Here is a 21043-nt window from a genome sequence, read left to right as displayed (position 1 = left end):
CGCGCTACCAGGTCAATCCTTCATAGGTGATGCCGTCGCGCCGGTCAATGATACGTCGGCCGTCAACGACGACAGGGGCAGCCATCTCGTCGAATTCAGCGTCGAGCGCTCCGAACTCATCCCAGTCAGTGACAACAATAGCGCCGGAGGCACCCTCGAGAGCGGTCGCAGCCGAGTCGGCATACTCGATGTCGGGATAGCGTTCGCGCATATTCTCGGTGGCAACGGGGTCGTAGGCGACGATATCCGCACCGCGCTCCTGCAATCCCTCGATGACCGGAACCGCTCGCGTGTTCCGGATGTCGTCCGTGCCGGGCTTGAATGCCAATCCAAGAACGGCGACGCGTTTGCCGGACACGTCGGCGTGGTTGTCGAGGAGAGAGAGGAGACGCTCAGGCTGGGCGTCGTTCAGTTCCACGGCCGCAGAGAGGACCGCAGGGTCGTATCCCTGCTCCCGCGCCGCGGCGATGATGGCGTCCGTGTCCTTCGGGAAGCAACTGCCACCCCAGCCGACGCCGCTTCGGAGGAACTGTTCGCTGATTCGGTCGTCAAGTCCGATAGCATCGGCGACCTCGTAGGCGTCAACGTTGAACTCCTTGCAGATGTTCCCGATGTCGTTGATGAGGCTGACCTTCGTTGCGAGGAATGTGTTGTTGGCGTACTTTATCATCTCGGCCTCGGCGATACCGGTCTCGACGATCGGCACGTCACCGTCAACGGCCTCGCGTAGTGGCGCGTAGAGGTCATGGAGCAGGGCCGTAGATCGGTCGTCGTCCGTCCCGAAGACGAGCTTGTCGGGGTTCAGGAAGTCCGCGACGGCCGTCCCCTCGCGCTGGAACTCGGGATTGGACGCGACGAGGAAGTCTACCCCCCGTTCAAGACCGGCGTCGGCGATACGTGGTGCGAGCCGATCCTCAGTCGTGTTCGGGACGACAGTCGACTTCGTGACGACGAGATGCGGGTCGTCTGCCGGGCGCTCGGCAGAAGCCAGCGCCTCACCGATAGATGCCGCCCCGGCTTCCATGAACTGGAGGTCGATGCTTCCATCGTCGTTGGAGGGCGTCGGGAGCGCTAGCATCGTTAGCTCAGTGTCGAGTATTTCCTCGTAGTCGGTACTTGCCCGGAGTCGCCCACCACCGTGTTCGGCGACGAGTTCGTCAAGCCCAGGTTCGTGTATCGGTGACTCGCCGTCATTGATTGCATCAACGATGTCTTCGTCGATGTCTATCGTTACGACTTCGTGCCCGAGATCCGCAAGACACGCCGCGACCGTCGTCCCGACGTATCCGCTCCCGACAATACTGACGTTCATCGAGCGGCAGTAGTCAAGGAGCGGATATTATAATTCGGATCTTATAATTCGACAAGAGTTTTATCGGACGGCCAACGAATTGAGATATATGAAAGCTGTCGTACTCGCCGCTGGTGAGGGTACCCGTCTCCGCCCGCTGACTGAAGACAAGCCGAAGGGGATGGTAGAGGTCGCAGGGAAACCGATTCTGACCCACTGCTTCGAGCAACTGATCGAACTGGGTGCTGACGAACTGCTGGTAGTTGTCGGCTACAAGAAGCAGGCCATCATTAATCACTACGAGGACGAGTTCGATGGCGTCCCGATTACCTACACCCACCAACGCGAACAGAACGGCCTTGCCCACGCACTCCTGACCGTCGAGGAGCATGTCGACGACGACTTCATGCTGATGCTCGGCGACAATATCTTCGAAGCGAACCTCCAAGACGTCGTCAACCGTCAGGCCGAAGAACGCGCCGACGCCGCCTTCCTCGTCGAGGAAGTGCCCTGGGAGGAGGCCGGGCGGTACGGTGTCTGTGATACCAACAAGTACGGCGAGATCACCGAAGTCGTCGAGAAACCGGAAGAGCCGCCGTCGAACCTAGTGATGACCGGGTTCTACACGTTCACGCCGGCTATCTTCCACGCCTGCCATCTGGTGCAACCCTCCAATCGCGGCGAGTACGAGATCAGTGATGCGATTGACCTCCTGTTACACTCCGGGCGAACGATCGACGCGATCCGCATGGACGGCTGGCGGAACGATATCGGCTATCCCGAGGACCGCGATCAGGCCGAGAAGCGGCTACAGGGCGAGATTGATCCGGAGATAGCCGCCGAAAACATCGCTGCGAGCGAGTGAGAACCCAGCTTGGGTAGCCTGGTCAGTAACCAGTGAAACCAGACACTCACGTAGGCCGCGTGGCTATGCGGGTACTCAATCGGAAGGCTGGACCACCACCGTGAGACGAGATCTATCGTACAGCGTCAAACGGAACAGGCACAGCAAGAGCTGGATCGACGCTGCGATAGCCGACACGGCTGCGTCGGTACGTACACCGTGGGGACGTCGGCTCACGAATACGTCTCGTGCAGCACTTTCTCCCGGTATCACAACGACAATTCAGGGCTATTGGGCCGCGTGTCCACGGACAGTAGCTTCAGCATTTGAGTCCCGGGACGTAGGACTTATGCCGGAACTCGGCAATCACACTGATAATGGATAGTGGCTGGCGGTATCGAGTCGCAAGTGTAGCCGGCGTTGTCGTGCTGACAGCGGTCGCCGTCGCACTTGTCAACAACGCTACCATCCAGTCGATAGCGACAACCATCCCGATACTCAGTCGGTTGCCGACCGATCCTCCAAAGGGACCGGAGTTCACGATCGAACTCCTAGTCACGACCGCAGTCGTCGTCAGCGTGTTCCTCCCGCTGTACAAACCCCGTCCACGGAGAATTCTCGATGCTGTAGCGCTGGCCCAGAAGCGGGTGCTCGTGGCAGCTCTCGTTCTGGCGACAATCGGCTACTTCGACTATTCATACAAACTGCCGCGCTTGACTGTCGTGTTAGTGACCCCGTTGTTACTGGTCGCACTGCCCGCGTGGTTTGTGTGGATTCGAGAGCGGCCATCATCAAACGGCGAGCGAACCATCGTCGTCGGCGATAACCTCCGAGTGATAGAGGAAGTAGCAAGCGAGGTCGACGGGACGCTCCTGGGATATCTCTGTCCGACGAGTGTTATGACGACAGTCGAACGGACCGAAGCCATCGCTGACGGCGGAACTAACCCCGGTGGATTGGAACGGTTGGGTGGTCTCTCGCGAATCGAGGATGTACTCGTCGAGTATGATATCGATACGGTCGTGCTAGCGTTTGAACACGCCGACCGGGCGGAGTTCTTCGGCGCGCTCGACGCCTGCTACGAGTATGGTGTCAACGCAAAAGTCCACCGAGAACACACAGACTCTGTACTGACCGCCAGCAGTGGGGTCGGAACGCTAGTCGACGTGGAAATCGAGCCCTGGGACATACAGGACTACATTCTCAAGCGCGCATTCGATATTGCGTTTGCATCGGCCGGGCTGATTGTACTATCGCCGGTGATTATTGGGATTGTAGTAGCGATAAAGCTAGAGGACGGCGGCACAATACTGTACCGACAAGACCGAACAGCGGTGTTCGGCGAGACCTTCTCGATCTACAAGTTCCGGTCGATGATCGAGAACGCGGAAGGCGAAACCGGCGCGAAGATCAGCGACGAAGATGCAGGTGGGGTTGATCCACGCGTAACATCGGTTGGGCGAGTGCTGCGACAGACGCATCTGGATGAAATTCCACAGCTCTGGTCGATACTGCGGGGCGATATGAGTGTCGTCGGCCCACGGCCCGAACGACCAGAACTGGACTCGGATATCCAGACCGGCGTCGTTGACTGGCAGAAACGATGGTTCGTCAAACCGGGTCTGACCGGGCCTGCCCAAGTTAATCATGTGACTGGAAAGGAGCCGGGCGAAAAGCTGCGATACGACCTAGAGTATGTGCGCGATCAGTCGTTTAGCTATGATATGAAACTCGTTTCGAGACAGGTCTGGAGCGTTATTATTGATGTGATAACGGCACACAGGAACCATTGAGAACAGTTAGTCATTGAGTCTACCATCTCAGTATTCGACCGCAATACGCCGGTCGTGGTGAACCAGTGTGTCTCAGTAAGCACTCCAGTAGGGGCGTATCGTGGCACTAAATCTGGGAACCGTGATCATCACGCTGGTGCACTGTCTCATCGAGTTTCGATAAACGATGCAGAGACAGTCACAGCGGCAAAGTGACACGGCAGGATGATTTGAGCCACACAGTAGTGTCGCAGTCAACGGTCATCGTCATCGATCTACGCGAAACGCACACTGTCGATCCATTATTCGCTGTTTTCGGCGCTTTCACCCCCCAGCTTACACGATTCTGGAAACATTCTAGCCTCAACACGGTGACCCGATCTGTCAAAAAAGGCTCTCGGGTTCAACAACAGCCAAGCTGGCGGCAAAGCTCCTCGAACCGCCGGAGCCGCCAGAGCAGCGCGAGTAGCCAGCTGCGCGCCGCTTACTCCACAGTCACACTTTTCGCCAGGTTGCGTGGTTTATCGATGTTTCGCCCCAGCAACGCAGCCGTGTGATACGACACCAGTTGCAGGTGCGTGTTTGCAAGCACTGCAGCGGCCCTCGGATGTGTCTCCGGAATCTGGAGCACGTGGTCAGCGTACCGTTCAACGTCGCTCTGTCCGTCGGTAATCGCGACCACTGGGGCATCGCGCGCTTCAACCTCTTTGACGTTTCCGATCGTCTTGCGGGCGCGCTCGTCGTCGCCAGTTACGATAGCGAATACGGGCGTGTTCTCGGTCACCAGGGCCAGTGGGCCGTGTTTTAGCTCACCGGCAGCGAAGCCCTCAGCGTGCTTGTAGGTGATTTCCTTCATCTTCAGTGCGCCCTCAAGTGCCACAGGATTCTGGTAGCCACGGCCGATGAAGAAGTAGGCGTTGGCGTTCTGATACAACTCAGCGACTTCCCGGGCGGCAGATTCGTCAAGAACCTCTTGGACGTGGCCAGGGAGGTCACGGAGCGCGCTGATTACCTGCCGGGCGTCGCCGGTTGTCGACGTCCCGAGGGCGAGCAGATTCAGTGCGGCTAGCTGGGAGGCGAAGGTCTTGGTCGCGGCGACGCCGATTTCCGGTCCGGCGCGGATGTACAGCGCGTGGTCGCACTCGCGGGCCGCAGTGGAGCCGACGACGTTGGTCACGGCCAGCGTGCGCGCGCCGCGACGGCGGGCGGCCCGAAGTGCCGAAAGCGTGTCCGCGGTTTCGCCGCTCTGCGTGACGCCAACGACGAGCGCGTCGCCAATGGGTGGCGTACCTGTGGCGTATTCGCTGGCGAGGAACGCCTGGGCGGGGATGCCCGCTTCACGAAACAGCTGTGCGCCGTGCAGGGCTGCATGGTAGGAGGTCCCGCAGGCAACGAACTGGACGCCAGTCGGGGAGAGGTCGCCGAGGTCGCCGATATCGACCGTTCCGGCGAGTTCGTCGACCCGGCCCCGCAGACACTGCCGGAGCGCTCGGGGTTGCTCGTGAATCTCTTTGAGCATGAAGTGGTCGTAGCCGCTCTTGCCGGTCTCCTCGGGATCCCACTGGACGGTGTCGATGTCCTTCTCAACGACAGTGCCGTCGGTGTCAGTGACGGTCCATCCGGCACCGTTGAGTCGGGCGAATTCGCCGTCAGCGAGGTAGACGACTTTGTCAGTGAAGTCCCGGAAGGCGGGCACATCACTGGCCAGATACGTCGCGTCGTCGTCGATGCCTAGCACGAGCGGCGAGTCGTTTCGTGCGGCAAATACCGAGTCACAGCCGGCAACGACGACGGCGACGGCGTAGCTTCCCTCAAGTCGGTCGACCGTCTCTCTGACAGCGCCTTCAGGGTCAGCCCCCGCCTCTAGCGCGTCCTCGATGAGATGGGGGACGACCTCGGTATCGGTGTCAGACGTGAACGTGTGTCCAGCGCTGACGAGTTCGTCTCGCAGGGACTGGTAGTTCTCGATGATCCCGTTGTGGACGACTGCGACATCGCCGGTGCAGTCCTGATGCGGGTGAGCATTCTCGTCGGTCGGCGGGCCGTGCGTGCTCCAGCGGGTGTGGCCGATACCGACCGACCCTGAGAGCGTCCGTTCAGAGAGGGCCTCACGCAAGTCAGCAATTTTCCCGGAGTGTTTGCACAGGTCGATATGATTGTTCGCAAGCGCGACGCCGGCGGAGTCGTACCCGCGATACTCCAGTTTCGAGAGGCCGTGGACAAGCGTGTCGAGCGTTTCGTCGCCGCGGCCAACACAGCCGATAATCCCACACATCAGCGGACCACCTCCGCGCCTTCGCGGACGGTTCCATCGACTGTCACGCCGGTGGCGAGCCGGGCATTTGGACCCACGAGCGACCCGGAGACGAAGCTCACGTCACCAAGCGCAGTGGCACGGTCGGCGATGACGGCACCGAGCCGCTGGTCCTCGAACACCTCCATGCCGACCTGAACATCGGCCGGCCCACCAGGAACGACGGTGTTGACGCCCAGATTCACGTCCTGGCCGGTGACAGTGTCGATGAGGGTTGAACTCGGGTCGACACGCGTGTCCGCATCGAGGACGGTGTGCTGGATGACGCTGTTGGCTCCGATAGTGGAATTACGGCCCAGCGCGACGTTTGGACCGATGACGGCGTCCGGGCCAATCTCGCAGTCCGGGCCAATGACGACCGGCGACTGGAGGGTCGCCTCGTCGTGGACGCGTGCGGAGTTGTCGACCCAGACCTGTTCGTCTCGGGCCGATTCGACGACTCGACCTCGCGCTAGCACCTCGCGGGCGACAGTCAGCAGGTCCCACGGGTAAGTTGCGTCAACCCACATCCCGTCGATCTCGACCGCCTGGACGCGGTCAGATTCAAGCAGGAGTTCGATAGTGTCGGTCAGTGCCAACTCGCCGGCATGACGGGTCGTTTCATCGATAGCCTCGAAAATGTCGCCGTTGAAGGCGTACACGCCGCCATTGATGAGCCTGAATTCGTCGTGTTGTGGCTTTTCGACAATGTCAACGATATCACCGTCCTGTACCTCGACAGCTCCGTATCGACTGGTATCCTGTCGTTCGATGACGGCGATACTCGTGTGCCCAGTCTCCGCGTAGGAGGTATTTACCGCCTCGATAGTGGCTGCGTCGACGAGACGGTCACCGTTCATCACCAGAACAGGGCCGTCGACGACGCTCCGTGCCTGAAGAAGTGCGTGCCCGCTGCCGAGCTGTTTCGTCTGGCTCACGTAGGAAATGGGCACGCCACGATACGTCGGCCCGAAGTGGTCCTGAACGCGGTCGCGCTTGTAGCCGACGACGACGACCAGTTTCTCGATGCCTGCCTCGACCAGCGCATCGAAGACGTGTTCAAGGATCGGACGGTTCGCGGCCGGCAACATAGGTTTTGGCCGGTTTCGCGTCAACGGCCGGAGGCGAGTCCCTTCACCCGCAGCGAGGACTACAGCCGTATCGATGTGCATACATATTGCAGACGGAGGAGGGGCTTCAATATGGCGGCCTTACCGAGATTGGTCGGTGTTTACTCGACACGTATGTCCAGTTATGGCGGCAAAACCAGACGAGTGAAACCTCCGAGACAGTCGGTCCTCGTGACGCTTCGCGGGGTCTGGATGACAGACTACTGCTCGCCCATCCGCTCGCCAGCGACCCGACGGCCCTTCGTCGTCAGATTCACTTCGGTCCGCTCCCGGAGCACACTTATCACGTCGAGTTCGATCAGTCGGTCGAAGATCTCCTCGGTTTTCTCGACGTCGATGCCGACAAAGTTGGGGATATCGAACGGCGACACGCCGGAGTGCAGCGCCATGATGACCCGTTTCTCCGTAGAACTCAGGTCAAGATCAGCCTGATTCTGTTCGGCGCTCTCTTCGAGCATCGTCCGGAGGACAGTTGCGTGAAACTCTTCGCCCGCAAGGTGTGTTTCGACGCTGATATCCTCCTCGCTGTGCTCGACCTGAATGACCGTCCGCTCCTCGCCGCTGACCTGTTTCTCTTCAACAGCAAGGTCGCCGATGTCGGCGCGGTCGATGACAACGGCCTGCCCGTCGGCCATGGCGAGTTTCAGCGCCTCGTCGGTCACTTTGAGTCGGCCTTTCGTCCATTCGGCGGACTGGACAACACCACCCTTCAGTGCCGGGTGTTGCACCAGCACGATTGCGCCGTCGAGACTCGCCCGGTAAAAATCGGTTTCGAACGTTCCGTGGTCTGACGCCGATACGAGGATAACGTCCTCGCCGACGTAGAGCGCGACGTAGTCGGAGACACCAGCACTCTGCTGGTTCACGTCGAACCGGTCGGCAATACGATCGATATCAGTCAGTGAAATTTGTCGCTTATCATCGCCCAGCAGGGCGACCCGCTCGGTGGTGAGGACGATGCGACAGTTTCGCCACTCGGCGTCAGTCAGCCGCTGGCCCTGTGAGACCGCCAGAAGGAACTGCCCCTTCGTATCGGCGATCTTCTTTTCGGTGTCGCTCATACCCCGTACCGGCCTCTTGTACACTCGTTGTCCGCAGGACTCAATATAAGTTCCGTCGCCAGTGTCGAAAGTGAGAACGGCCGGCCGCACCGGTAGGGCTCTCGCAGCGAATCGTACACAATTAGATAGGATATTTTTTGCGTGCGGCGATGTACTGTCAACTGATGACACGGGGAGACGAACCGGGTCGGGACCAGTCCCAGACGGGGCACGAGACAGTCGAACCACCGAACTGGTTCGTCGAACAGGCGAACGTGACGGACCCGGCTGTCTACGACCGCTTCGAGCAGGAGTGGCCCGATTGCTGGCGCGAGGCCGCCGAGTTGCTTGACTGGGAAGAATCGTTCGAGACAGTACTCCGAGGAGCGGACGGGCCACCGTTCGAATGGTTCCCCGGCGGCCGATTAAACGCCGCATACAACTGTCTTGACCGGCACCTCCCCGAACGGAAAAACCAACTGGCACTGGTCTGGGAGGGACATCTGGGCGAGTCCCGCACCTACACCTACCTCGAACTGTATCGGGAGGTCAACGCCTTCGCTGCGGCACTGCGGGACCGCGGCGTCGGCCCGGACGACGTGGTGACGCTGTACCTGCCGATGGTACCCGAACTCCCGGTCGCGATGCTGGCCTGCGCACGCCTTGGCGTGCCACACAACGTCGTTTTCGCCGGGTTCTCCGCGGACGCGCTGGCAACGCGCATGGAGCGGGCCGAGTCGGAGCACCTCGTCACCTGCGACGGCTACTACCGCCGCGGGAGCGCCGTCGCACAGAAGAACAAGGCCGACAACGCGCGCATCGCCGTCGACCACGACGTGTCGGTCGTCGTGCTGGACCGACTGGGCCGTGACGTGCACTTAGGCGACGACTACGACGACTATCACGACCTGCTGGCGGCCCACGAGGGCGCGGAAGTCGAACCGGTTTCGCGGGCGGCCAACGACCCGCTCTTTCGCATCTACACCTCAGGGACGACTGGCGAGCCCAAAGCGGTCACACACACGACCGGTGGCTATCTCGCACACGTCGCCTGGACCGCCCAGTCAGTTCTCGACATCAAGCCCGAGGACACCTACTGGTGCTCGGCCGACATCGGCTGGATTACCGGCCACTCCTACATCGTCTACGGCCCGCTCGCGCTCGGGACGACAACAGTTCTTTACAACGGCACGGCGGACCACCCAAAGAAGGACCGCCTGTGGGAGCTCATCGAGAAGTACGCCGTCGACGTGTTCTACACTGCGCCGACGGCCGTCCGAGCGTTTATCAAGTGGGGCGAGGAGTACCCTGACAAGCATGACCTCTCCAGCCTGCGCCTGCTGGGCACGGTCGGCGAGCCGATGGACGCTCGCGCCTGGGAGTGGTATCGCGAACATATCGGCGGTGGCGAGTGCCCAGTCGTGGACACCTGGTGGCAGACCGAGACGGGCGCGATACTCGTATCGACCCTGCCTGGCGTCGACGAAATGAAACCGGGAGCCGCTGGAACCCCACTACCGGGAATCGAGGCGTCCGTCGTCGACCGCTCTGGCGCGGGAGCCGAGCCAGACACAGCCGGCGAACTCGTCGTGACACGACCCTGGCCGGGGATGCCGCGGGCGCTGCTCGACGGGACGGGCTGGGGTAGCGCCCCGGACAGTGCTGAGGAGTGGCGGTACTACCCCGAAGACAGCGTCTCGATCGACACTGACGGCTACATTACGTTCCTCGGTCGGATCGACGACGCGATCAACGTCGCTGGACGGCGGTTCAGTACCAAGGAACTGGAGTCGACGGTTGCCGGCGTTACCGGCGTCGCAGAAGCCGCCGTCGTCGGTGCCGACGACGAGACGACCGGAACGGCGGTGTACGCGTTCGCCTCCCCGGAGGACGGCTACGCAGAGGATGAACTCCGGGCAACCATCGAAGACGCGATCGTCAACGCGATCGGCGGTATCGCTCGCCCCAAGGAAATCGTGTTCACGCCCGACCTCCCAAAGACACGCTCGGGCAAGGTTATGCGCCGCCTGCTAGCCGCAGTGGCGAACGACGAGAATCTGGGCGATACCAGCGCGCTGCGGAACCCTGAAATTCTCGGCGAAATTCAGTCGACGACGAGAAGAGAGTGAGCTGTTTCGGCTTTCTCTGTATTTCCGAAATATACTCGCGACGACGACGTCTCCGACGATCGCTTTACTATTGTTTTACTCGTATGTATCCGCGCATCGGACGCAACGCTTATTTCGATATTCTGTGAATCCCCGAAACGCATGGACGGCGAATCGGACCGCATCGGTGAGCGAGGGTACGAACAGCTCCGGCGCGCAGCCGAGACACACCGATCCGACCTCGTGCTCCGGCTCGGTGCGGAGGTCGGACTCCGCCCGGCGGAGATGACCGCCGTACGGTTGGCCGATATCGTCGAGTTCGAGGGATATCGCCTGCTGGCTGTTCGGGAGGACGGGGAAGTAGTCCGCGAGACGTACCTCCCGGATTCGGTCGAACACGACATGCGGAAGTACACGAATTCGGCCGGAATGGACGACGACGAGCCGCTGTTTTCCGTCTCCCCACGTCGGCTCCAGATGCTGGTCAATGAGGTAGCCGACCGAGCCGCTGAGACGACACCACACCTGAAGGAGGTTTCATCACGCGACCTCCGATGGCGGTTCGCGGCGAGCCTGCTGGACGATGGCGTTCCGCCGGACATCGTCTGTGCGCTCGGCGGCTGGGACCGACTCGACCGGCTGGACCCGCTGCTCGACGAACCAGACCGCGAAACCATCGTCGCGGCCGTCGACGGGTCCGGCGGGCAGGCGTCCGCAAGCGAGCCGCAACGAACCGTTGGCTGGATTACGGCGGTCAGCGAGACGCTTGCGGCCGCTGCAACTGATGAAGCGATTGCGACAACGGTCTGTGACCACCTGACCGAGACGGCGGGCTTCGAGTTCGCCTGGCTCGCCGAGCGTACCGGCGATGGATTGACACCGCGCGCCACGACAGAGGTCTCGGAGTCGACCGTCGAGCAGCAGGTCGATGAGCATACCGAGTCAGTCACCGCCCCGCTCGACGTGGGCGAGGTTCGTGTCGTCGACGACAGCGCCGGACCGGTCGCGCTGGTCCCGCTAGTCAGGGAAAACGCGGTCTCCGGTGTCATCGGGGTCGGAGCCAACGAGGGGCTTACCGACGCGGAACGCGCCGTACTGTCCGCGCTCGGGGTCCAGATCGGCCACGCACAGGTCGCCGCCGAACGCAAGCGCCTCCTGCTTGCCGACACGGTGACCGAGCTGGAGTTCCACTGTGGGGACGAGCGAACCTTCACCGTCGGGGTCTCCGAAGCGTTACAGTGTACGGTCGAACTGTCCGGCGTCGTCCCTGTTGCGGGCCAGTCACTGCTGTATTATCTGATGGTCGAAGGCGCTTCGGCTGACGCGATACTCTCGTATGCGGACGACGATGACGGCGTGGCCGACGCCAGACTCCTCGAACAGCACAGCGACGGCGTGTTACTGGAAGTTGTCGTCACCGATACGCCAGCACTACAGTTGGTCGAAAGCGGCGGGCGCATCCGGTCTGTGACAGCCACTGACGGTGTCGCGACTATCGCAGTCGAGCTCCCCGGTGAGGCCGATATCAGACCAACAGTCAACGCCGTCACCGACGCCTACAGGGAGACATCGTTAGCAGCGAAGCGAGAGACGGAACGGCCGGCCGAGACGGACACTGGATTCCGCGACCGACTGACCGACACCCTCTCAGACCGGCAAGAGACCGTTCTTCAGGCGGCCTACCACAGCGGCTATTTCGAGTGGCCTCGGGGCTCGACCGCTGAGGAGCTAGCGGACTCGCTGGACGTCTCGTCGCCGACGTTGCATAATCACCTCAGGAAGGCACAGCAGAAGGTCCTGACCGCGTTTTTCGACGACCGTCCGACCGAACCGCGACAGCCGGTCGACAACTGAAACCCTGTTTCATGTTATCGTAGTTAGACCCCCTGTTTATATGGCCGCTGTGAAATATCGATGATAGACCATGTCAGATGAAGATGTCCAGCTAGAAGCGCGGCTTGCGGAGCAGGAGGTTTTCGAGCCCCCGGAGTCGTTCGTCGAGCAGGCGAACGTCACGGACGAGGGTATCTACGACGAGTTCGAGGAGAACTGGCCGGAGTGCTGGGAGGGAGCCGCCGACCTCCTCGACTGGGAGGAAGAGTACGATCAGGTACTCGACGACTCGAACCCGCCGTTCTACGAGTGGTTCACGGACGGCACACTGAACGCCTCAGCGAACTGCCTGGACCGGCACCTCGATGAGCGCGGCGACGAAGCCGCTATCGAGTGGGTCGGCGAGCCAGTCGAAGAAGACAACATCACTTACACCTACGAGGAACTCCACCGGAAAGTCAACGAGTTCGCGGCCGGCCTGCGGGAGATGTGCGTCGGCGAGGACGATGTCGTGACGATGTACATGCCGATGATTCCGCAGCTCCCCATCGCCATGCTGGCCTGTGCCCGCATCGGCGCACCCCACTCCGTCGTGTTCGCCGGCTTCTCCGCGGACGCGCTCGCGACCCGAATGAACGCCGCCGACTCGGAGTATCTGGTCACCTGTGACGGCTACTACCGCCGCGGTGACCCGCTTGACCACCTCGACAAAGCCAACGAAGGACTGAGCGGCGTCGACCACGAGGTCGAACGCGCTATCGTCGCCGAGCGCCTGATGGACGGCGACGGCTTCGACCACGACTACGCGGACAACCAGGTCGCCTTCGAGGACGTCATCGCCGACAACGAGGGCGCAACGGTCGAACCGGTCAACCGCGACGCCGAGGACATGCTGTTTCTCATGTACACCTCCGGGACCACCGGGAAGCCGAAGGGTGTCAAACACTCCACTGGCGGCTACCTCGCCTGGGCAGCCTGGACCTCGCAGGCAGTGCTCGACATCAAACCCGAGGACACGTACTTCTGCTCTGCCGACATCGGCTGGATTACCGGCCACTCCTACATCGTCTACGGCCCGCTCGCGCTCGGGACGACGACAATGATGTACGAGGGGACGCCGGACTACCCCGACAAGGACCGCCTCTGGGACATTGTCGAGGAGTACGAGGCCGACCAACTGTACACCGCGCCGACGGCCATCCGCGCGTTCATGAAGTGGGGCAAGGAGTACCCCGAAAAACACGATCTCTCCAGCCTGCGCCTGCTGGGCACGGTCGGCGAGCCGATCAACCCCCGGGCCTGGAAATGGTACTACAAGCACATCGGCAACGAGGAGTGTCCCGTCGTCGACACCTGGTGGCAGACCGAGACTGGCGGCATGATGATAACGACGCTGCCCGGCGTCAAAGACATGAAACCAGGGTCCGCCGGGCCGCCGTTGCCGGGCAACGACGTACGCATCGTTGACACCGAGGGTGAAGAAGTCGAACCCGGCCGTGCCGGCTACCTGACCGTCGACAAGCCGTGGCCTGGGATGCTCCGGACGCTGTACAAGAACGACGAACGGTTTATCAACGAGTACTGGGCCGAGTACTCGGATACCGACAGCGACGACTCCGACGACTGGGTGTACTTCCCCGAGGACGGCGCGAAAATCGATGATGACGGCTACATCACCGTGCTGGGACGGGTCGACGACGTCATCAACGTCTCCGGCCACCGTCTCGGGACGATGGAAATCGAGAGCGCTATCGTCGGCGTGGAAGGCGTTGCTGAAGCCGCTGTCGTCGGTGGCGACCACGATATCAAGGGCGAAGCGGTGTACGCATACGTCATCACCGAGGACGGCTACGACGAGGACGAGGAACTCCGCAGTGCAATTATCGAGGGTGTCGAGGACGCTATCGGGCCCATCGCGCGGCCGGAAGCGGTCATCTTCACGCCAGAGCTACCGAAGACTCGCTCCGGAAAGATCATGCGCCGCCTGCTAGAGGACATCGCGAACGGCGAAGAGCTGGGCGATACGAGTACGCTGCGAAACCCTGACGTCGTCAGTGATATCGAGACCAAAGTCCAGGGTGACTGAGCCGTAGCGGCGAACAGCACCACGAATTTTCAAGCCTTCAAACCCATGTCAAGAGACACGCATGCAGACCGAGAAGAGTCAGATATACAACCAGATGGCGGCACGGCGGCCGCCCACGATGACATCGATTACCTCGACAGGGAGGTGAACCTGTTACGACCAAGCACGCCGTTCATGCGCGACCATCTGAAGATCATCTGGAGCAGTTTCGTGCTCTGGGCGCTGGTCGTGTTCGGCCCGGTGACGCTGACCGCACTTGCGCCGGAGATGATGACCGTGCAGACGCCCCTATTCGGCTTCCCGCTACACTACTTCCTCGTTTCGTTCGGTGCGCCGACGGGCGCGCTCATACTGGCAGTAGTGTACACCCGCTACCGGGACCGTCTCGACCAGAAGTACGGCATCGATTCCGATTCCGTCGATAACACGGCTCCCGAGGCGGGCGAGCCAGCGGCCACTGACGGGGGTGTCGAGCAGTGACGGTCCCACTACAGGCAGAGGCGCTCGACATCTCGTTCAAGCTCGTCCCGGCGATTATCGTCTTCCTGATGATGGCGTCGTTCCTCGTCATCGGCTACGTGTTCAAGGTGGCCGACACCGAGGGGATGTGGGTCGCGGGCCGCGGCATCGGCAACATCGAGAACGGGATGGCCATCGGCGCGAACTGGATGTCCGCCGCCTCGTATCTGGGACTCGCCGGACTGGTCGCGCTCTCTGGCTTCTACGGGCTGGCGTTCATCGTCGGCTGGACGACCGGCTACTTCGTCCTGCTCATCTTCCTGGCGGCGCAGATGCGGCGGTTCGGAAAGTACACCGCGCCGGACTTCGTGGGTGACCGGTTCAATTCACCGACTGCCCGCGCGCTGGCGGCGTTCACCACGCTGCTCATCGCGTACGTCTACTCCGTCGGACAGGCCCGCGGCATGGGGCTTGTCGGCCAGTACGTCTTCGGGCTCGACATCATTCCGATGATCGTCGTGATGATGACGATCACCGTCGGCTACCTCGCGCTCTCGGGGATGTTGGGCGCGACCAAGAACATGGCCGTCCAGTACACGATCCTCATCGTCGCGTTCCTCGCGGGCGTGTACATCGTCGGTTTCTCGCAGGGATACTCGACGGTGCTCCCGCAGATCGAGTACGGCGCACTGATCGCCGACCTCGGACGCGAGTTCTCCGCGCCGTTCGTGAACCAGCCGTTCTACCTCTGGATCGCGACGGCGTTCTCGCTCATTGTCGGGACCTGTGGCCTGCCACACGTCCTCGTCCGATTCTACACGGTCAGGAGCGAGCGCGTCGCTCGCTGGTCCTGCGTGTGGGGGCTGTTCTTCATCCTCCTGCTCTACTGGGCGTCGCCCGCGATGGCGGCCTTCGGTGTCGACCTCTTTCAAGCGACGACGGGCGCGAGCGCCTACGCCGCGGAAGGCGGCATGTCCGGCGCTGAAGGTGACGTGATCGTCGTGCTCGCCGCACAGTTCGCGAACCTCCCGACGTGGTTCGTCGGCCTCGTCGCGGCCGGGGCGATGGCGGCCGCCATCGCGACGACAGCTGGCCTGTTCATCACGGCCTCATCGGCGGTCGCACACGACATCTACACCGAACTGATCAATCCCGACGCGACCCAGCGCCAGCAGGTGCTCATCGGTCGCGGGACGATTATCGGCATGGGCGCACTGGTGACGGTGACCGCGTTCAACCCACCGGCGCTTATCGGCGAACTGGTCGCCTACGCGTTCTCGCTGGCCGGCGTCGTCCTGTTCCCAATGTTCTTCCTCGGTCTCTGGTGGGAGAACACGAACCGTCAGGGCGCACTGGCCGGGATGATACTCGGCCTACTCATCTGGATCACCTCGATTATCAACAGCGTCCTGCCGAACTACATCGGCGCGCTCGGCGCAGCCGCTGGAGAGGGTGGCGCACTCGTCCCGATATACGCCCAGTACGTCCCGCCCATCGGCGCGGCGCTGATCGGGACGCCACTCGTGTTCATCGTCACCATCGCCGTGTCGCTGGCGACGCCCGAGCCACCCCTGGAGACGAAGAAGATGGTTCGACAGTGTCACAGCCCCGAACCAATGGGACAGCAAGAGACCGCCGCAGACGTCGTCGGCAATAGCACCAGTGGCGGCACCCCCGCAGACGACTAAACCAATGTACGACAATATTCTTGTTCCGACCGACGGCAGCGAAACCGCCGAAAACGCGGTCGATCAGGCAGTCGATATCGCCTCGAAGTACGGCGCGACGGTCCACGCGTTGTACGTCGTCGACGTCGACGCCACCAGCTACTCGCTGGGGACAGAGCAGGTCGACCGAATCCGACAGGGGAATCTGGAGGAGATGACAGAAGTGAAAGCCGACGCAGACGAAGCCACCGGCTACGTCCGCGACCGGGCCGCCGAGCACGGCATCGCGGTCGAAGAGCACGTCACCGCTGGCGAGCCGGCCCGCGCCATCCGAAAGTTCGTCGAGGACAACGACATCGACCTCGTCGTGATGGGGTCCCACGGCCGCTCGGGTCTCAAACGCGTCATCCTCGGCAGCGTCACAGAGAAGGTGCTCCGCCGGACGCGGCTGCCGGTGCTGGTCGTCGACGTTCACGGCGAGACGGATATCGAGGCGTGACTAGCATGGGACTGAACCGACTACGACCGCCACGGATGGTGCGAGGGCACCGATGAGCGTCGTCGACACCCTCCGTAACCACGTGCAAGACCACAAGCGGGGAATGTTCGTCGACCTCGTGTTCGCTATCGCCTGGGTGACTGCTGTGAGTGTTATCTTCGACCTGCTCCCGGCTCCCCAGTGGGCCTACTACCTGACGCTCGCCGCCGGTGTCGTCGCGTACTACGGCTTCTTCTGGTCGCTTGAGCTGGCGATGGAACAGCAGTAGGTCACTCCGTTTTCAGCAACGGTAGATCCATAGCTAGTTTACGACATCCCTGTTAAACGTACACATACGGTGGCCGAACCACCGCTTTACCCGTGCTGTCCAAGCACCCCTCCATTCTCAAGCCTGGCGAATTTCAGCCCTGCCGGTAGTAATAATACCATGTAGGTGCATTGACTTTTTCGATGGCAGCAGACGCCGTGGAGTCAGCAATGATCTACGAAAGTTCAACGGGAGAGTACTACAGTGGTCTCGACATCTGGATGCGCTTCGAGTCGGGGTTCTGGGACCCACACGATTGGAGTCAAGCGACAGGACAGGAGTGGGTACAGACCGAGGCGGGTGAAGTGCTCACCCTGACGCCAGTCCCAGAGTCAGACCTTCCGGACGGGGTGTCGGTGACCGAGGCTGAGGACATCGAGTACCTGCCCGAGTGAAAACGGCCAGACAGGAGCAGGTCACGAGTCCGACTGTACTGACTGGGCTACATCGGAACTTAACCGCCGCGAGAGGCAAACCACGGGTCACAGTGGTCCTCCCGTTCAGCGGTACCGCTCAACTGCCCCGGCTCAGTACCGGTCCCTGTCCGATTTTCTCGGCCCGGCGTCAAGAGAAGTCGTTCTGCGGCGCGTAGCGCCGTACTGGTGCTCACGGGTCGCGCTGCTCCCCGTTCGCGTTTCGAGACCCCTCGCTTCGCTCGGGCTCTCGCTACTCACGGCTTTGCCGTTCGTTCTGCGGCGCACAGCGCCGCACTACTTCTCACTCATCGCTTCACTCGCCATATTCCGCCCTTGCGCGTTCAACGCAACCTCGGTCCGAACCCGGACCTCGTCAACCGCACCAACATCAAGCAGTTTCTGATAGATTTCCTCGACCTCGTCAGGTGTCGTCCCAACGAAATCGGACATCTCGAACGGTGAAACACCAGAGTACAGCGCCATCAGCACCTGGCTCTCCATCTCCGAGAGTTCGTAATCGTCCTCGCGGTCCTCGATAACGCGGGTGAACAGCGTCTTCAGCGCCCGCGTGTGGTGATCCATCCCCGAAATATGGGTTTCGACGCTACGGTCTTGGTCGTCAGTGTGTTCGACCTCGATGACATCCCGCTCCTGCCCCATCACGGTACTGGTCTCGGTTTCGATGGTTCCGACGTCCTCGATTTCGAAGGACATACTCTTGCCGCCGGGAAACTGGAGGCGGATGATGTCGTCGTCTAGTTGAAACCGTGCCTTGCGCCACTCGGCGTCCTCCTGAACGACGCCACCGACGACCGCTTGCTGTCGTGCGAGGATGACCTCACCCTGTAGCGTCGCGCGGACGTACTCCGTCTGGAAGTCGTCTAGGTTTGGCGTGTCGACGAGGAGGACGTTATTGCCCACCTCCAGCGCGGTTGCACCGCCAGTCCCACCATCGGGAACCAGATCGTCAGGGTTCGACGGGAGGGTGATGTTGGAGTGAGGAATGGGCTGTTTCGAGCCGTTCGTCGCCAGAATGAGTCGCTTGTTGGTGACGATGAGTCGACAGGAGCGCCACTTCGGGTCGGTCACCGTGTCGCCATCGCGGACGACGTACTGGAAGTCCCCCGACGTGTCGACTAGCTTGCGTTCGTCACCACTCATAGCCGCTGGTACTACAGATTTGATGCCGAAGGGTAAATAAGTTCCAGCACCGCTCTCACAGCGCGACAAGCAATCCGCCAGCGACGCCTAGCCCGCCGAACACCGTACAGACCGCCCAGAACGGGACCTGCCGGACCAGTCGGACCAGCGCGTCGACGGTGAGGTAGCCGACGACGGCGCTCACAACGAGCGCGACGACGGCCGGCAGCGGGTCGATTGCGGGGACACCGTCATCGACGAGGACCAGTACGTTGGCAGCGAGCGCGGCCGGAATCGACAGTAAGAACGAGAGTCGAAGCGACGACTCACCCTCGTGGCCCCTGAGCAACAGCGCGCTCACTGTCGTTCCAGACCGGGAGACACCGGGGAGGATGGCCAGCCCCTGCAACACCCCGACCAGTACGGCGTCGATCCCATCCGGAATCTCACGCTCTCCCAGTGACAGCGCCGCGGCGAAGCGCTGGAGGAGGCCGGTGATGACGAGCAGGCCGCCGACCAGCGCCAGAAAGAGACCACCCTCAAGCTCCGAAACGGCCGCGTCAAGGACCATATACGCGGGGAGACCAGTGACAGCGGTCGCCGCCGTCGCGATGATAATAAACGAGAGGTCCGCCGTCTCGTCGGCGAACGGACGACGCGAGAGTTGCCGGATCGAATGGAGGATGGTTCGGACCTCGGTGCGGTAGTAGGCCGTGGCCGCAACCGCCGTTCCGGCGTGGAGAAAGAGTGCGAGGCGGGTCGCAGCGGCGGGTGAGACGCCTGTGACCACCGTCGACGCGAGGGCGACGCCGCCCTCGCTGGAGACCGGAATCCATTCCAGCACCCCTTGCAGCAGGCCCAGCAGAATAGCGACGAGAATCGGGTTCATACCCACGGAGCGGACGCCGCGGGACAAAGGCCGTTCGGTTCCGGCCGTCGACGTGGCAGTATATATAGCCCCGGTGTCCAAGCGGGGGTATGCAACTGGGAAGCGGGGTGGTAGACCTGCTGTCGGGACTGCCGGCCTGGCAAGGGTTTCTGGTACTCGTCGGCAGCGGGGTCGCGCTTGCGCTGGTCATCCGTGTCCTCGGTGACCGGCTGCTCAGACGGGTCACCCCACACATCGAGGGCGATGTCGACGACATCGTCTTCCGTGGGATTCACACCGCCGTGTACGTCACGGTCGGTCTCGGCGGCGCGTACGCCGGCGCACAGATTTACGACATCCGCCCGGCCATCGCCGTCTCGCTGGAGGCCGGGACGCTCTCGCTAGTCGTCATCGTCTGGATGGTGACGCTACTGCGCATCGGTCGCCAAGCGTCCGCCATCGCGACGGATTCAGCGTACATCGACCGCCAGATGGTCCCCATCCTCCAGAACGTCTGGAGCGCGCTCATCTCGGGCGGTGGGATTCTGCTGTTGCTAGTCCTCTGGGACATCGACGTGACGCCGCTTCTGGCCTCAGCGGGGATTATGGGCATCATCGTCGGGCTGGCGGCCCGGGACACGCTGGCGAATTTTTTCGGCTCGCTCTCGCTGTATCTCGACGGGACGTACGCAGTCGGCGATTTCGTCGTTCTGGAGACCGGCGAACGCGGCCGTGTCGAGGATATCTCCGTCCGCTCGACGGTCATCCGCACCCGTGACGACATCCTCGTCACCGTTCCGAACTCGAAGCTCAACAACGCCGCCATCGTCAACGAGTCGACGCCGCGGCGCAAGCGTCGGATTCGCGTCCCTGTCGGCGTCGCCTACGGGACGGATATCGACCGGGTCGAGGAGATTCTTCTGGAACTGGCCGAAGCCGAAGACCTCGTGCAGGAACGGCCGAACCCACGGGTCCGGTTCCGGGAGTTCGGCAACTCAGCGCTGAACTTCGAACTGCTGTGCTGGGTCAGTAATCCGGCTCTGACAGCTCGGGCGACTCACGAACTCAACAGCGCGATCTACAAGCGATTCCGGGCAGAGGATATCGAAATCCCGTTCCCCCAGCGGTCCATCTCCGTCTCGACCGAGGAAATTCCGGGCGAACTGTTCGATCAGGCGCAGTCAAAAGGCAAAACCACAGACGACGGCGGCATGACTGGCGAGTGAGCGCAAGCACGGTCGCAGGCCAACTGACCCGATGATCGAGAGGTCGAAACGCAATTACGGGGGC

The 21043-nt window shown here is 61.8% G+C and carries 17 protein-coding genes; 11 read left to right on the top strand and 6 right to left on the bottom strand.

Annotated features, from left to right (window positions below; translation table 11 throughout):
* Positions 1-4: 4 nt before the first annotated feature.
* A complete protein-coding gene (gene aglM, locus RBH20_RS01190) occupies positions 5-1312 on the bottom strand; it encodes a UDP-glucose 6-dehydrogenase AglM (RefSeq protein ID WP_306704680.1) in 1308 nt (435 codons plus the stop codon).
* An 88-nt stretch (positions 1313-1400) separates the two neighbouring features.
* On the opposite strand from aglM, the gene aglF reads away from it, so the two are divergent.
* Positions 1401-2156, top strand: coding sequence for a UTP--glucose-1-phosphate uridylyltransferase AglF (gene aglF, locus RBH20_RS01185; protein ID WP_058992757.1), 756 nt, complete (start codon positions 1401-1403; stop codon positions 2154-2156).
* A 356-nt stretch (positions 2157-2512) separates the two neighbouring features.
* The gene (locus RBH20_RS01180) at positions 2513-3928 is read left to right on the top strand and encodes a sugar transferase (RefSeq protein WP_306704677.1); all 1416 of its coding nucleotides are present in this window, start codon (positions 2513-2515) and stop codon (positions 3926-3928) included.
* A gap of 463 nt (positions 3929-4391) precedes the next feature.
* Here RBH20_RS01180 and glmS read toward each other — a convergent pair whose 3' ends face one another.
* The 3 genes from glmS to RBH20_RS01165 form a co-directional block, all read right to left on the bottom strand.
* Positions 4392-6182: a glutamine--fructose-6-phosphate transaminase (isomerizing) gene (glmS, locus tag RBH20_RS01175; protein ID WP_306704675.1), complete on the bottom strand. Its 1791-nt coding sequence runs from the start codon at positions 6180-6182 to the stop codon at positions 4392-4394.
* Entirely contained in the window at positions 6182-7372 is a 1191-nt protein-coding gene (glmU, locus tag RBH20_RS01170) for a bifunctional sugar-1-phosphate nucleotidylyltransferase/acetyltransferase (RefSeq protein WP_306704668.1), read from the bottom strand. Before glmU ends, glmS begins: the two co-directional genes overlap by 1 nt.
* Before the next feature lie 158 nt (positions 7373-7530).
* Positions 7531-8391, bottom strand: coding sequence for a CheF family chemotaxis protein (locus RBH20_RS01165; RefSeq protein WP_058992765.1), 861 nt, complete (start codon positions 8389-8391; stop codon positions 7531-7533).
* 164 nt (positions 8392-8555) lie between these two features.
* Between RBH20_RS01165 and acs (RBH20_RS01160) the strand changes: the two genes are divergently transcribed.
* From acs (RBH20_RS01160) to RBH20_RS01125, 8 genes are all read left to right on the top strand, one after another.
* Positions 8556-10499: an acetate--CoA ligase gene (gene acs / locus RBH20_RS01160; RefSeq protein ID WP_306704666.1), complete on the top strand. Its 1944-nt coding sequence runs from the start codon at positions 8556-8558 to the stop codon at positions 10497-10499.
* Between the two features lie 141 nt (positions 10500-10640).
* On the top strand, positions 10641-12332 hold the full coding sequence (locus RBH20_RS01155; protein ID WP_306704664.1) for a bacterio-opsin activator domain-containing protein: 1692 nt from the start codon (positions 10641-10643) through the stop codon (positions 12330-12332).
* A 70-nt stretch (positions 12333-12402) separates the two neighbouring features.
* Entirely contained in the window at positions 12403-14397 is a 1995-nt protein-coding gene (acs, locus tag RBH20_RS01150) for an acetate--CoA ligase (RefSeq protein ID WP_306704662.1), read from the top strand.
* 45 nt (positions 14398-14442) lie between these two features.
* Complete coding sequence (locus RBH20_RS01145) at positions 14443-14877, top strand: DUF4212 domain-containing protein (RefSeq protein WP_306704660.1); 435 nt, start codon at positions 14443-14445, stop codon at positions 14875-14877.
* Positions 14874-16544 (top strand): cation acetate symporter, encoded by a 1671-nt coding sequence (locus RBH20_RS01140; protein WP_306704658.1) that lies wholly within the window; start codon positions 14874-14876, stop codon positions 16542-16544. Before RBH20_RS01145 ends, RBH20_RS01140 begins: the two co-directional genes overlap by 4 nt.
* 4 nt (positions 16545-16548) lie before the next feature.
* Positions 16549-17022, top strand: coding sequence for a universal stress protein (locus RBH20_RS01135; RefSeq protein ID WP_306704656.1), 474 nt, complete (start codon positions 16549-16551; stop codon positions 17020-17022).
* 52 nt (positions 17023-17074) lie between these two features.
* The gene (locus RBH20_RS01130) at positions 17075-17290 is read left to right on the top strand and encodes a hypothetical protein (protein WP_306704654.1); all 216 of its coding nucleotides are present in this window, start codon (positions 17075-17077) and stop codon (positions 17288-17290) included.
* A 182-nt stretch (positions 17291-17472) separates the two neighbouring features.
* Positions 17473-17724, top strand: a complete 252-nt coding sequence (locus RBH20_RS01125; protein WP_306704652.1) for a hypothetical protein — start codon at positions 17473-17475, stop codon at positions 17722-17724.
* A 315-nt stretch (positions 17725-18039) separates the two neighbouring features.
* Here RBH20_RS01125 and RBH20_RS01120 read toward each other — a convergent pair whose 3' ends face one another.
* Positions 18040-18906, bottom strand: coding sequence for a CheF family chemotaxis protein (locus RBH20_RS01120; RefSeq protein WP_306704650.1), 867 nt, complete (start codon positions 18904-18906; stop codon positions 18040-18042).
* 55 nt (positions 18907-18961) lie between these two features.
* A complete protein-coding gene (locus tag RBH20_RS01115) occupies positions 18962-19774 on the bottom strand; it encodes an undecaprenyl-diphosphate phosphatase (RefSeq protein ID WP_306704648.1) in 813 nt (270 codons plus the stop codon).
* Between the two features lie 89 nt (positions 19775-19863).
* On the opposite strand from RBH20_RS01115, the gene RBH20_RS01110 reads away from it, so the two are divergent.
* Positions 19864-20979, top strand: coding sequence for a mechanosensitive ion channel family protein (locus tag RBH20_RS01110; protein WP_306704646.1), 1116 nt, complete (start codon positions 19864-19866; stop codon positions 20977-20979).
* The last annotated feature ends 64 nt before the right edge of the window (positions 20980-21043 follow it).

This window comes from Haloarcula sp. H-GB4 (assembly GCF_030848575.1).
Lineage (GTDB): Archaea > Halobacteriota > Halobacteria > Halobacteriales > Haloarculaceae > Haloarcula.
Note: the sequence above shows the minus strand (reverse complement) of the source record. Positions and strands in the feature narration are given on the sequence as shown.

What these genes read in the sequence shown, in the direction of transcription:
- aglM (WP_306704680.1), bottom strand. Translation starts at nt 1,312, where the DNA reads ATGAACGTCAGTATTGTCGGGAGCGGATACGTCGGGACGACGGTCGCG.
- aglF (WP_058992757.1), top strand. Translation starts at nt 1,401, where the DNA reads ATGAAAGCTGTCGTACTCGCCGCTGGTGAGGGTACCCGTCTCCGCCCG.
- RBH20_RS01180 (WP_306704677.1), top strand. Translation starts at nt 2,513, where the DNA reads ATGGATAGTGGCTGGCGGTATCGAGTCGCAAGTGTAGCCGGCGTTGTC.
- glmS (WP_306704675.1), bottom strand. Translation starts at nt 6,182, where the DNA reads ATGTGTGGGATTATCGGCTGTGTTGGCCGCGGCGACGAAACGCTCGAC.
- glmU (WP_306704668.1), bottom strand. Translation starts at nt 7,372, where the DNA reads ATGCACATCGATACGGCTGTAGTCCTCGCTGCGGGTGAAGGGACTCGC.
- RBH20_RS01165 (WP_058992765.1), bottom strand. Translation starts at nt 8,391, where the DNA reads ATGAGCGACACCGAAAAGAAGATCGCCGATACGAAGGGGCAGTTCCTT.
- acs (WP_306704666.1), top strand. Translation starts at nt 8,556, where the DNA reads ATGACACGGGGAGACGAACCGGGTCGGGACCAGTCCCAGACGGGGCAC.
- RBH20_RS01155 (WP_306704664.1), top strand. Translation starts at nt 10,641, where the DNA reads ATGGACGGCGAATCGGACCGCATCGGTGAGCGAGGGTACGAACAGCTC.
- acs (WP_306704662.1), top strand. Translation starts at nt 12,403, where the DNA reads ATGTCAGATGAAGATGTCCAGCTAGAAGCGCGGCTTGCGGAGCAGGAG.
- RBH20_RS01145 (WP_306704660.1), top strand. Translation starts at nt 14,443, where the DNA reads ATGTCAAGAGACACGCATGCAGACCGAGAAGAGTCAGATATACAACCA.
- RBH20_RS01135 (WP_306704656.1), top strand. Translation starts at nt 16,549, where the DNA reads ATGTACGACAATATTCTTGTTCCGACCGACGGCAGCGAAACCGCCGAA.
- RBH20_RS01130 (WP_306704654.1), top strand. Translation starts at nt 17,075, where the DNA reads ATGAGCGTCGTCGACACCCTCCGTAACCACGTGCAAGACCACAAGCGG.
- RBH20_RS01125 (WP_306704652.1), top strand. Translation starts at nt 17,473, where the DNA reads ATGGCAGCAGACGCCGTGGAGTCAGCAATGATCTACGAAAGTTCAACG.
- RBH20_RS01120 (WP_306704650.1), bottom strand. Translation starts at nt 18,906, where the DNA reads ATGAGTGGTGACGAACGCAAGCTAGTCGACACGTCGGGGGACTTCCAG.
- RBH20_RS01115 (WP_306704648.1), bottom strand. Translation starts at nt 19,774, where the DNA reads ATGAACCCGATTCTCGTCGCTATTCTGCTGGGCCTGCTGCAAGGGGTG.
- RBH20_RS01110 (WP_306704646.1), top strand. Translation starts at nt 19,864, where the DNA reads ATGCAACTGGGAAGCGGGGTGGTAGACCTGCTGTCGGGACTGCCGGCC.